Source organism: Streptomyces uncialis, from assembly GCF_036250755.1.
In the GTDB taxonomy this organism is placed as follows: Bacteria; Actinomycetota; Actinomycetes; order Streptomycetales; family Streptomycetaceae; genus Streptomyces; species Streptomyces uncialis.
The window spans coordinates 2,866,287-2,879,090 of record NZ_CP109583.1 but is presented as its reverse complement, the minus strand read 5'-3'; the positions used below and the strand labels follow the sequence as shown (position 1 = coordinate 2,879,090).

The window sequence follows — 12,804 nt, the reverse complement described above, 5'->3', positions numbered from 1 at the left end:
CCGTGGTCGGACCAATACGGTGAATCCGCTCCATCAGGGTGACAACGGGCACATCGGGTAGCGTCGAGGGTATGGACGCCGTTCTGTCGCGAGGACTCCGGTCACTCCGGGGCCCGGCGCTCGCCCTGATCTCCGCGGCCGTGCTGCCCGTGGTGCTCACCCTGTCGGCCCCGGCCGCCGCCGCCGAGGCCGCCCCTCCGGCCGCCCGTGGTGCCCCGGTGGCCGTCACCGCCACCGATATCGCCGTCGTCGCGGACGCGCTGCGCGAGAGCCCCGTCTACGTCGATCCGGCGGCGTCGGGCCAGCTCTCCACCGCGGACGCGGACGCCCTCACGAAGAAGATCGAGGACGCCGGCAAACCGGTCTTCGTCGCGGTGCTGCCCGCGGACTTCCCCACCAAGAACCTCTTCACCGATCTGCGGACGGACACCGGGATCACCGGGGTGTACGCGGTGCGCCTCGGTGACCGCTTCGACGCCCACGCCGACAGCGCCGTGATGTCGCGCACCGCCGTGGGGAACCTGGTGCGCAGCGTCGAGGGCGACGCCTCCGCGAACGCGCAGCTGAACGACTTCGTGGACCGGGCGCTGCCCACGGCCCGCGGCAGCGCGCCCGCCTCCTGGGGCGGGGACCCCGGTTCGTCGTTCCCGACCGGCACGGTGATCGGTGTCGGCACCCTCGTGGTGCTGGGCGGCGCGGGCCTGTACGCGGTGTCCCGGCGCAACCGCCGCCGTCATGAGGAGGAGCAGCGGGCCGCGCTGGACAAGCTGCGGGTGGTGGTGGACGAGGACATCACCGCGTTCGGCGAGGAACTGGACCGGCTGGACTTCCATCCGGCCGAGGCGGGCGCGGACGACGCGATGCGCGGTGACTACGAGCACGCGCTCGACGCGTACGAGAAGGCGAAGTCCTCCATGGCCGCCGCCCGGCGCCCGGAGGACGTACGGCCGGTGACCGGGGCGCTGGAGGACGGCAGATTCTCGCTGGCGGTGCTCGCCGCCCGCCGCGCGGGCCGTCCGGTCCCGGAGCGCCGGGGCCCCTGTTTCTTCGACCCGCGGCACGGTCCGTCCACCGAGGACGTCCGCTGGGCGCCCGCGGGCGGGGCCGAACGCGAGGTGCCGGTGTGCGCGGCGGACGCGGCCCGGCTGCGGGAGGGCGCCGAGCCGATGATCCGCGAGGTCGACACGGAGCACGGCCGCCGTCCGTACTACGACGCGGGCCCGGCGTACGGGCCGTGGGCGGGCGGTTACTTCGCCGCGGGTCTGCTGCCCACGCTGCTGGTGGGCACGATGCTCGGCGGGATGATGGCGAGTCCCGCGTACGCGGCGGACTACGGTTCCGGCTACGGCGACTTCGGGCCGGGCGCGGGGTACGACGGCGGTGAGGTGTCCGGCGCGGACTTCAGCCCGGACGACTTCGGCGGCGGTGGCTTCGGGGACGGCGGCGGCGACTTCGGCGGGGGCGGCGGGGGAGGGGACTTCGGCGGCGGCTTCTGAGGACCCCGCCGGTTCCCGCCGCCCGGGACGCGGTTCCCGGCCTCCAGCGGCCCTGGGCATCCCGGTGGCGGTTTCCGACCCCCATCGGTCCGGGTGACTGGGCGGAGGTCCCTGACGCCCGCTGGACCGGGTACCCGAGCGGACCCCGACGCCCGCCCGCTCAGGCTCCCGCAGGGGTCAGGCGTCCGTACCGGCCTCCCGGTCCCGGTCCGCTCCGGCGACGATCCGGCGGGCCTCCCGCACCTTCGCCAGATGCAGTCCCCGGAGCTGTTCCAGCCGGGCGGTGTCACCGGCGATCGCGGTGCGCTGGACGCGGGTCTCCGCCTCGAACCAGGTCTCCAGCAGACGTGTGCGGTGTTTGCAGGCGATATCGGTTCGGGCGGTCTCCTTCTCCTGCCGGGAGATACCGCTCCTCTGGAATGCCGGATTCTTCAGCGGGTCCATGGGGGAGGCGTAGGAAAAGCCGTTCCCGCGCATACAGGCAGCCCATTCCGCCAGCGCCGCCCGTACCCGGGAATCCTGGCGTGACCGGACGAAACTCCGGGCGGCGATACGGCTCGCGGCGTCCGCACCTGCGCTGAATTCGTAAGGTTTCCTGAGTTTCTCCACCCCTTCACCGAGACAGCCGTGCGCCGGAACCCGCCGGCCCCGGTGCGTCGCGTCCCGCGGGGATTCCCCGTCGGCCCGCCGCCCGTACAGCACGAGCTGTTCGGCGGCGCTCAGCGCACTGTCCGACGCCGGGTCCGGCTGGGGCGGGAGGTGGTAGCCCCAGCGGGCGGCCTCACGGGCGCTGGAGATCCCGTACCGGCGGTCGGCGAAGGGCGGGGCAAGCATCGCGGTGGCCTGCGGCGGGTCGTACGTGACCCCGTACCGCCGGGCGCAGTCGCGGGCGAGGATCAGTTCCGCGGCGGTGATCGCGAGGTACTCGTCGTCGCTGTAGCTGTAGCGGGCGATGGGGAGCCGGGCGGTCAGTGTCGTGCCGGCCCCGTTCTCGCCGGGGTCGGGCGGGGGGCCGGCCCGATGGGTCGCGGTGCCGGGCGCGCCGGTGGGCCGGGCGGTGCCGTCCGGCGGTGGTGCGCCGGGGGAGCAGCCGAGCAGCAGGGCCAGGAACAGCGCGGACAGCGCCTGTCGTCTCATCGGGCCGGGTCCCGTGGCCGTCAGGAGAAGCGGTGGCAGTTCGAGGGGGCGGCGCCGAAGCGCAGCGAGGCGTTGTCGTTGTACGTGTTCTTGAGCCGGGCGGTGCCGGTGCGCTTTGCGAAGCTGTCGCAGGGGCCGGTGTAGCCGCTGTTGAAGAAGACGGCGGCGTCGCGCACGCTGGCGTTGTGGAACGAGGCCGCGTTGTTCTTGACGAGCTGGCCCTTGCCCGCGCCGGCCGTCAGGAAGTGGTAGCCCGCGAGGTCGGGGACGTTCGTGCCCCGGAACACCACCCGTGATCCGGTCTGGTGGCTGTTGAAGTAGAACTCCCCGCAGTCGTACTCCCAGTTCGGGCAGCCCGTGCCCGCGTCGGCCTGTGCCTGCGGCGCCATACCGAGGACGACCGTCACCGCCGCCGGTATCGCGAGGGCCAGGGAGATCGACTTTCTGAAAACGCGCATGGAAATCCTCCGTGCCGGGTCCGGTTTATCACCCGGCGATTCTGTTGTTTTCTGCACCTTGAATTGGCGCAGCGTGAGCCTAGCCAGGCGCGGAGTCACCCGACAGGCTGCTTTCGGACATGGATGGCCGGGATCGAGCTGGTTCTTTATCGGTCAGCGGTGTGCGACTGCAAAAAGACGAGCGCCCGCCTTCTCGCTCGTGGTGCGAAGCGGAAGGCGGGCGCGCTCGAAGGGGACCGTGAGGGGTCCGGGGCACGGTGGCCCGGGTGCCGGAGGCGGACTCCGGCGGGGGTCGGGACGGGGGTCAGGCGCTCTTGATCGCGGAGATGTCGAAGTTCAGCTTGATCTTGTCCGAGACGAGGACGCCACCGGTCTCCAGCGCGGCGTTCCAGGTCAGGCCCCACTCGGAGCGCAGCAGCTCGGCCTTGCCCTCGAAGCCCACGCGCTCGTTGCCGAACGGGTCGGTCGCGGCGCCGCTGAACTCCAGGTCGATGGTGATCGGCTTGGTGGTGCCGAGCAGGGAGAGCTCACCGGTGATGCGGTAGTCGTCGCCGCCCAGGAACTCGGTGGAGGTGGAGCGGAAGCTCATCTTCGGGTGCTCTTCGATGCTGAAGAACTCGGCGCTCTTGAGGTGGCCGTCGCGGTCGGCGTTGCCGGTGTCCAGGCTCGCCATCTCCACGTCGATACGGGCGGAGGAGTTGGCCGGGTCGGTGCCGTCCAGGTCGAGCGTGCCGGTGAAGTCCTGGAAGCCGCCCTTGACGTTGGTGACCATCGCGTGGCGGGCCACGAAGCCGATGGTGGTGTGGGCGGTGTCGAGGGTGTACGTGCCGCTCAGGGTGGCGAGGCCGGGGCCCGGCGCCTGGGGGGTGGCGACAGCGGTGCTGGCGTTCTTGCGACCGAAGATACCCATGGTGTGCTCCTTGAGGCGGTGTGGGGGTGACCGCCGGATGAGCGGTCTTTGGTTGAACTTTCAACGAGGATGACACTAGCGGTATTCCGTTCAACTTTCAACTGCAAGCGGAGTGTGCTGGCGCGAACGCGCTGCGTATGCGTCGAGGGCGGGTGCGGGCGGGGCCTACTTGGACTAAAGGAACGCGGTACTTGGACTGCCGCCGCCGCGACGGGCCCCGTCCGTTGACCCCATGGCGACGACGCGGATACCCAGTTCCCCATGTCCCGAAGATTCCGTACGGCATGTGCGCTGGTCGCAGCCTCATCCGCCGTCTTCGCCCTGGCCGGTCCCGTCGCCGCCGCACCCACGGCGGACGCCGCCCCCTCCGCCGCCGACCCCGTCGGCGGCCCCTCGCTCCGCTCCGGCAAGCTCACCGTCACCGTGGCGAAGGACTTCCCCAGGGTCCTCGCGTACACCGACCGCGCCACCGGGGCCCGCCTCCTCGGCTCCACCGCGGAGATCACCGAGGTCACCCTCAACGGCAAGCCCCAGCCCGTACGGCTCGGATCGGCGCCGGACATCGGGCGCGCCAAGGCCGCGTACACCCTCACCTTCCCCGAGCTGCCCGGGGTCGAGATCGACACCTCGCTGTCGGTCAGCGGCCGTACCGTCACCTTCCGGGTCACGGCCGTCCGCGACACCGAGGCGTTCCGGGTCGGCACGATCGACATACCCGGCCATGACCTCGTCTCCGTGGGCAGCGGCGACGGCGGCGCCCGTACGGCGTTCACCCGGCTCGACCCCGACTCGACCCGCACGGCCGACGTCTTCGCCGACGTCACCCCCGCCACCCCGGCCTACGCGCCGCGCGGCGCCGCCTACGCGCTGGTCAACACCGCCGGGCTCGCCGCCGCCGTCGAGTCCAACTCGACGTACGACAAGCCGTCCGGCGCCACCGCCGGGGACAACGCCCGCTTCTGGCACCAGGCCCGCAAGGCCGCCGACGGCTCCACCCGCGTCGGCGTCCGGTCCGGCCAGTGGACCTACCGCGGCGAGGGCTCACCCACGCCCGCCCGCAAGGACGCGCTGCCCTGGGCCAAGGTCGTCGTCACCCCCGACGCCAACGCCGACCGGACCGTCGACTGGCAGGACGCCGCGATCGCCTTCCGCGGCATCGGCATCAAGGCGCCCGGCGCCGACGACACCCCCGACCGGGTCATCACCCATATCCCGTTCAACTTCGCCAGCCAGGCCACCCACCCCTTCCTGCGGACCCTGGACGACGTCAAACGGATCTCGCTCGCCACCGACGGCCTCGGCCAGCTCGCCATGCTCAAGGGCTACGCCTCCGAGGGCCACGACTCGGCGCACCCCGACTACGGCGGTGACATCAACAAGCGCGCGGGCGGCCTCACCGACCTCAACAAGCTGCTGCGGGACGGCGAGAAGTGGGGCGCCACCTTCGGCGTCCACATCAACGCCACCGAGGCGTACCCCGAGGCGAAGAACTTCAGCGAGAAGCTCGTCGACAAGAACAAGCCCGGATGGAACTGGCTCAACCAGAGCTACTACATCGACCAGCGCCGCGATGTGAACAGCGGGGAGCTCGCCCGCCGCTTCAAGGAACTGCGCGACGAGACCCACCGCAATCTCTCGCAGCTCTACGTCGATGTGTACTACTCGCACGGCTGGATCGCCGAGAAGACCGCCGAGGCCATCCGCGACCAGGGCTGGAACCTCTCCACCGAGTGGGCCGACAAGTTCGAACGGCAGTCCCTGTGGTCCCACTGGGCCAATGATCTCAACTACGGCGGGGTCACCAACAAGGGCCTCAACTCGAAGATCATCCGGTTCATCCGCAACAGCGAGAAGGACGTCTGGAACAACGACCCCGTCCTCGGCCAGACCATCCTGGAGGACTTCGAGGGCTGGACCGGCGAGAACGACTGGGACGACTTCTACGCCGCGGTCTGGGAGCGGGACCTGCCCGCCAAGTACCTCCAGCAGGAGAAGATCCTGCGCTGGGAGGGCAACGACATCGCCCTCACCGGCGGCGTCCGCGGCACCGTCGAGAACGGCACCCGCGCCTACTACGACAACGGCCGCAAGGTCCTCGACGGCACCACCTACCTGCTGCCCTGGGCCGACGGCCGCCAGGGCAAGCACGGCAAGCACACCGACAGGAACCGCAAGCTCTACCACTTCAACAAGACCGGCGGCACCACCACCTGGGAGGTCCCCGGCTCCTCGTACACCGTCCACAAGCTGACGGACAACGGCCGGGTCAAGGCCGGCACCGTCCGCGCCAAGGACGGCCGGATCACCCTCACCGCCGAGGCCGGACAGCCCTACGTCCTGTACGCGGACGGCCGCGTCCCGAAGGCCGCCGACCCCCGCTGGGGCGAGGGCACCCCCGTCAAGGACCCCGGCTTCAACGACGCCCGCCTCGACGACTGGCGCACCACCGGGACCGTCACCCGCGACAAGGACGACCACGGCCGCAACAGCGCCGCCCTCACCGGCACCGGCAAGGCCGCCGTCGAACAGCGGATCAGCGGACTGACCCCCGGCAAGCGCTACACCGCGTCCGCCTGGCTTGAGGTCGAACCCGGCAAGGACCGCCGCACCACCCTCACCGCGGGCGGCGCGTCCGTCTCCGTCGAACGCTCCACCCTGCGCAACACCGTCGCCGCGAGCGACTGGCACAGCACGAACATGCAGCGCGCCAAGGTCACCTTCACCGCGCCCCGCGACGGCCGGACCACCCTGCGCGTCGAGGCGGCCGCGGGCTCCGGCGCCAAGGTCCGCGCCGACGACATCCGGATCGTCCGCAACGACCCCGCCGCCAAGTCCGGCACCCTCGTCCACGAGGACTTCGAGAACGTCGACCAGGGCTGGGGCCCCTTCGCCAAGGGCGCCGCGGGCGGCGTCACCGACCCGCGCACCCATATCGCCCAGAAAAACGCGCCCTACACCCAGTCCGGCTGGAACGGGAAACTCGTCGACGACGTCATCGGCGGCGCCGAATCCCTCAAGACCCACGAGGGCGACAAGGGCGGACTCGTCTACCGCACCACCCCCGCCACCGTCCCCCTCAAGCCCGGCAACGCCTACCGGATCGACTTCGCCTACCAGTCCAGTCACGCCGGTTCCTTCGACTGGGTGACCGGTTACGACCAGAACACCGGCGGCGCCGCCCAGTCGGTCGAGACCCGCGCCACCCCCGTCCCCGAACGGCGCACCACCGGCACCTTCACCGAGAACGTCGTCGCGGGCTGCGGTGACACCTGGGTCGGCCTGCGGATGCGTCAGGACGCCGAGGACGGCGCGGACTTCGTCCTCGACGACTTCACCGTCACCGACCTCGGCCCCGCCACCGAACGCCCCGCCTGCGCCCGCCTCGCCCTGACCGGCGCCTCCCAGGCCCTGGAGCCCGGCGCCCCCAACAAGGTCACGGCCACGTTCACCAGCTTCGAGTCCACCGAGGCCCGCGACCCGCGGATCACCCTCGAACTGCCCGACGGCTGGAGCGCCGAGCCCGCCGGTCCCGCCACCCCCGGACCGGTCGCCCCCGGCGCGAGGATCACCGCCGAATGGCAGGTCACCCCGCCCGCCGGCGCCGCCTACCGGCCCTACGAACTGAAGGCCCGCGCCACCTACACCGTCGACGGCGCGCCCCGCTCGCTCACCGCCGCCACCACCGTCCGGACCCTGCCGCCGCCGCCCACCGGCGACGCCTGGGCCAGCGACCTCGACTGGACCGACAGCACCAACGGCTGGGGCCCCGTCGAACGCGACCTCTCCAACGGCGAGACCGGCACCGGCGACGGCTCCCCGCTGCGGATCGGCGGCGTCACCTACGCCAAGGGCCTCGGCACCCACGCCACTTCCAGCGTCCGCTACTTCCTCGGCGGCAAGTGCACCGCCCTCACCGCCCAGGTCGGCGTCGACGACGTCCAGACCAGCCGCGGCACCGTCCGCTTCACCGTCCTCGCCGACAGCGCCAAGAAGGCGGAGTCACCCGTCCTGCGCGCCACCGACGCCGCCTGGTCCCTGACCGCCGACGTCACCGGCGCCCGCTACGTCGACCTCCTCGTCGGTGACGGCGGCGACGGGGTCGGCAACGACCATGCCGACTGGGGCGACGCGAAGTTCCACTGCGCCCCCTGACCCGTACGTCGCCTTGACCGGCACGCGGCCCTGACCCGTACGCGGCCCTGACCCGTACGCGGCCCTGATCCGGATGTCGCCCTGACCGGCACGTCGCCCCACCCGGGTGGCACCCGCCGGATCAGGGCGGCCCCGACCACGACCCGGAGCCCCCAGCACGACCCGCCCCCCCCCCGGACCAGCGGCCCTGGCCACGGCCAGGAGGCCCGCCCGACTCGGCGACCCCGCCCATAGCCAGGAGGCCCGCCCGAACCAGCGGCCCCGCCCACAACCAGGGGACCGCCCAACCCAGGGACCCCGCCCACAACCAGCGACCCACCCGACCCAGGGACCCCGCCGGAGCCACGAGCCCCGGCGGGGTCCCTGTCATAGGACGGCCCCGGCGCACCGCACCCCCGCACACCGTCCACCCGGGGTGCTTGTGACCCGGCCGCGTGGCCCGTGACCGGCACCCGGGTAGCACGCCCGTATGAGCCCCACACGCCGGACCTTCCTGCTGGCCGGGGCGGGCGCGCCGTTCGCCCCCGCGCTCCCGGAGCCCGCCGGCCCCGACGACTTCACCCCCCTGCGCCACCGCTGGCTCGACCTCACCCTCGGCGCCGGACACGACCCGGGCGCCGAGCCCTACGCGACCCGGCTGCGCGCCACCGGCACCCGCGCCGAGCAGCTGCGCACCACCATGGACCCCGCCCCCGGCCGCCTCTGGCCCGGCCACCCCTTCACCGACCCCGCCGCGATCACCCGCAGCCACCGCAGGCTCTGGACCATGACCCAGGCGTACGTCCAGCCCGGCACGGGACGCACCGGCGCCCCCGACCTGCTCGCCGCGACCCTCCACGGCCTCGACCACCTCGCCACCGTCTACCACCCCGGCACCCGGCCCCACGGCAACTGGTGGGAATGGCGGATCGGCACTCCCCGCCTCCTCACGGACATCGCCCTCGCCCTGCACGACCACCTCACCCCCGTCCGCCACGCCGCGATCCGCGCCGCCGTCGACCACTTCGTCCCCGACAGCGCCCTGCGCGACTACAGCGGCACCTCCACCGGCGCCAACCGGGTCGACATGTGCCGTGTCGTCGCCCTGCGCGGGGTGCTCGGCCGCGACGGCGACCGGATCGCCCTGGCCCGCGACGCCCTCTCCCCGGTCCTCCCGTACGTCACCGAGGGCGACGGATGGTACGCCGACGGGTCGTTCCTCCAGCACACCCGCGTCGCCTACACCGGCACCTACGGCCAGATCCTGCTCGACGGCCTCGCCCGGCTCCTCGTCCTGCTCGACGGCACCCCCTGGGAGATCACCGACCCGAACCGCCGGACCGTCCTCGACAGCGTCGAACGGACCTTCGCCCCGCTGCTCCTCGACGGACTGATGATGGACATCGTGAACGGCCGCGCCCTCAGCCGCGGACTCCAGCGCTCCGAGGACGGGACCGCCCTGCGCGGCGACCACTCCCACGGCCACACCGTGATCGCCGCCATCGCCCTCCTCGCCACCAGCACCCACCCCGCCCTCACCCCCGAACGCCGCGACCGCTGGCACGCCCGGATCAAGGGCTGGATCGCCCGCGACACCGTCACCCCCCTCCTCGACTCCCCGCACCTCGGGCCCGCCGACCTCGCCCGGCTGCGCGCCGTCGCGGCCCGCCCGCTCACCCCCGCCCCCGAACCGGTCGCCCACACGCTCTTCCCCGCCATGGACCGCGCCGTCCACCGCCGCCCCGCGTTCACCGCCGCGCTCGCCATGGCCTCCGACCGCGTCGCCCACTACGAATGCGGCGCCGGGGAGAACCCCCGCGGCTGGCACACCGGCGCCGGAATGCTCCAGTGGTGGCCCGCCGGCCGCCCCGCCGACCAGTACACCGACTGGTACTGGCCCACCGTCGACTGGTACCGGCTGCCCGGCACCACCGTCTCCACCCGCCGCCTCCCCGACCGGGCCGGCGGCGAGTGGGGCGAGCCCAGACCCCCCACCCGCCGGGTCGGCGGCACCACCGACGGCGAGTACGCGGCCGTCGGCCAGGACCTCGCCGGGCTCGGCTCCACCCTGCGTGCCAGGAAGTCCTGGTTCTTCCTCGCCGACACCGTCCTGTGCCTGGGCGCCGGGATCACCTGCGCCGACGGCGTCCCCGTCGAGACCGTCGTCGACAACCGCAACCTCGGCGCGGACGGCACCCCCCGGCTGCGCACCGCCCCCGGACCCCGCCCTCACTGGGCCCACCTCGAAGGACACGGCGGCTGGCTGCTGCCCGGCGGCGCCCCGCTGCGCACCCTGCGCGAAGACCGCACCGGCGCCTGGTCCGACATCAACGCCCACTCCGCGTCCGACCGCCGCACCCGCCGGTGGCAGACCCTCTGGCTCGACCACGGCACCGACCCCACCGACGCGTCCTACGTCTACGCCGTGCTGCCCGGCGCCTCCGCGGCCACCCTGACCGCCCGCGCGGCCACCGCCCACTGGCTGTCCGTCCTCGCCAACGACACCGCCCGCCAGGCCGTCGCCGTTCACCCGCTCGGCCTAATCGCCGCGAACTTCTGGCAGCCCGCCACGGCCGGGGGAGTCACCGCCGACGCGCCCGCGAGCGTCCTTGTCCGCCACCACGGCCGTACGGCCACTCTCCACATCAGCGAACCCGCACGCACCGGCCGCCCCCTCGGCATCCTCTGGGACCGTCCCGTGCGCCGGGTGCTCTCCCACGACCCCGGCATCGACGTGCTCACCACCGGACACCGCCTTCGGCTGCGCGTCACCCCCGGCACCCGCTGCGCGAGCCACCGCTGCGAGGTGAGCCTCGCCTGAGTATTTTGTGCGAACCCCACAACCCGCCCCACCCATGAGCAGGAGGTTCGTGACCACCCCCGCGCAGTTCTGTTCGGGGGTACCAGGAAATCGGGCCGGACACTGTACAAAGTCGACGGGCCGTTTTCCCCGGTCGACTTCGTATGGTCGCTACATGACCGTTTTGGACGAGACTGACTCCCCGGGTTCCTCGGACACCCCGGGGCTCACGGGGGACGAGCCCACGGACGCGCGCGGCCGGGTGGCCGAACTGCACGCGATCCGGGAGCTGGCACTGCGGGGGCCCAGCGAGAAGGCGACCGAGGCGCAGCACGCCAAGGGGAAGCTGACGTCCCGCGAGCGCATCGAGCTGCTGCTCGACGCCGGCTCGTTCCAGGAGGTCGAACAGCTCCGCAGGCACCGCGCCACCGGCTTCGGCCTGGAGACGAAGAAGCCGTACACCGACGGTGTCGTCACCGGCTGGGGCACCGTCGAGGGCCGCACGGTCTTCGTCTACGCCCATGACTTCCGGATCTTCGGCGGCGCCCTCGGCGAGGCCCACGCCACCAAGATCCACAAGATCATGGACATGGCCATCGCGGCCGGCGCGCCCCTGGTCTCCCTGAACGACGGCGCGGGCGCCCGTATCCAGGAAGGCGTCTCCGCCCTCGCGGGCTACGGCGGCATCTTCCAGCGCAACACCCGCGCCTCCGGTGTCATCCCGCAGATCAGCGTGATGCTCGGCCCCTGCGCGGGCGGCGCGGCCTACAGCCCCGCCCTCACCGACTTCGTCTTCATGGTCCGCGAGACCTCGCAGATGTTCATCACCGGCCCGGACGTCGTCAAGGCCGTCACCGGTGAGGAGATCACCCAGAACGGGCTCGGCGGCGCCGACGTCCACGCGGAGACCTCCGGCGTCGCGCACTTCGCGTACGACGACGAGGAGACCTGCATCGCGGAGGTCCGCTACCTGCTGTCGCTGCTCCCGCAGAACAACCGCGAGACGCCTCCGCAGGTCACCTCCGAGGACCCCGCCGACCGCCGCTCCGACGTCCTGCTGGACCTGGTCCCCGCCGACGGCAACCGCCCCTACGACATGGCCAAGGTCATCGAGGAGCTCGTCGACGACGGCGACTACCTGGAGGTCCACGAGCGCTGGGCCCGCAACATCATCTGCGCCCTGGCCCGGCTCGACGGCCAGGTCGTCGGCATCGTCGCCAACCAGCCGCAGTCCCTCGCGGGCGTCCTCGACATCGAGGCATCCGAAAAAGCTGCGCGCTTCGTCCAGATGTGTGACGCTTTCAATATCCCGATCGTGACGCTGCTGGACGTCCCGGGCTTCCTGCCCGGTGTCGACCAGGAGCACGGCGGAATCATCCGGCACGGCGCGAAGCTGCTGTACGCGTACTGCAACGCGACGGTGCCGCGGATCTCGCTGATCCTGCGCAAGGCGTACGGAGGTGCGTACATCGTCATGGACTCCCAGTCCATCGGTGCCGACCTCACCTACGCCTGGCCCACGAACGAGATCGCGGTGATGGGCGCCGAAGGCGCCGCCAACGTCATCTTCCGCCGCCAGATCGCCGGTGCCGCCGATCCGGAGGCCATGCGGTCCCGGATGGTGAAGGAGTACAAGTCCGAGCTGATGCATCCGTACTACGCCGCCGAGCGCGGACTCGTCGACGATGTCATCGACCCCGTGCAGACGCGGGAGATCCTGGTGAGGTCGCTGGCGATGCTGCGGAACAAGCACGCCGATCTGCCCTCGCGGAAGCACGGCAACCCTCCGCAGTGATCCGGCCCCGCCGCCTCACCGCGCCGCCCGCACGTACGCGAATCCACCCTCCCGCTGTCCGACCCCCTCTGGAGTCA

At 72.3% G+C, this 12,804-nt stretch carries 7 protein-coding genes; 4 read left to right on the top strand and 3 right to left on the bottom strand.

Annotated elements, in window-relative coordinates; genetic code table 11:
- Nucleotides 1-71 precede the first annotated feature (71 nt).
- A complete protein-coding gene (locus tag OG711_RS11665) occupies nucleotides 72-1,496 on the top strand; it encodes a hypothetical protein (RefSeq protein ID WP_329559202.1) in 1,425 nt (474 codons plus the stop codon).
- 177 nt (nucleotides 1,497-1,673) lie between these two features.
- On the opposite strand, the gene OG711_RS11660 is transcribed toward OG711_RS11665, so the two are convergent.
- The 3 genes from OG711_RS11660 to OG711_RS11650 form a co-directional block, all read right to left on the bottom strand.
- Complete coding sequence (locus OG711_RS11660; RefSeq protein WP_329559201.1) at nucleotides 1,674-2,633, bottom strand: hypothetical protein; 960 nt, start codon at nucleotides 2,631-2,633, stop codon at nucleotides 1,674-1,676.
- A 20-nt stretch (nucleotides 2,634-2,653) separates the two neighbouring features.
- A complete protein-coding gene (locus OG711_RS11655) occupies nucleotides 2,654-3,091 on the bottom strand; it encodes a hypothetical protein (RefSeq protein ID WP_266507823.1) in 438 nt (145 codons plus the stop codon).
- Nucleotides 3,092-3,395: 304 nt separating this feature from the next.
- Entirely contained in the window at nucleotides 3,396-4,001 is a 606-nt protein-coding gene (locus tag OG711_RS11650) for a YceI family protein (protein ID WP_329559200.1), read from the bottom strand.
- A 261-nt stretch (nucleotides 4,002-4,262) separates the two neighbouring features.
- Between OG711_RS11650 and OG711_RS11645 the strand changes: the two genes are divergently transcribed.
- The 3 genes from OG711_RS11645 to OG711_RS11635 all read left to right on the top strand — a co-directional run bounded on the left by OG711_RS11645 (nucleotide 4,263) and on the right by OG711_RS11635 (nucleotide 12,727).
- A complete protein-coding gene (locus tag OG711_RS11645; protein ID WP_329559199.1) occupies nucleotides 4,263-8,153 on the top strand; it encodes an endo-alpha-N-acetylgalactosaminidase family protein in 3,891 nt (1,296 codons plus the stop codon).
- 469 nt (nucleotides 8,154-8,622) lie between these two features.
- The gene (locus tag OG711_RS11640) at nucleotides 8,623-10,953 is read left to right on the top strand and encodes a polysaccharide lyase 8 family protein (protein ID WP_329559198.1); all 2,331 of its coding nucleotides are present in this window, start codon (nucleotides 8,623-8,625) and stop codon (nucleotides 10,951-10,953) included.
- 154 nt (nucleotides 10,954-11,107) lie between these two features.
- The gene (locus tag OG711_RS11635) at nucleotides 11,108-12,727 is read left to right on the top strand and encodes an acyl-CoA carboxylase subunit beta (protein ID WP_329559197.1); all 1,620 of its coding nucleotides are present in this window, start codon (nucleotides 11,108-11,110) and stop codon (nucleotides 12,725-12,727) included.
- The last annotated feature ends 77 nt before the right edge of the window (nucleotides 12,728-12,804 follow it).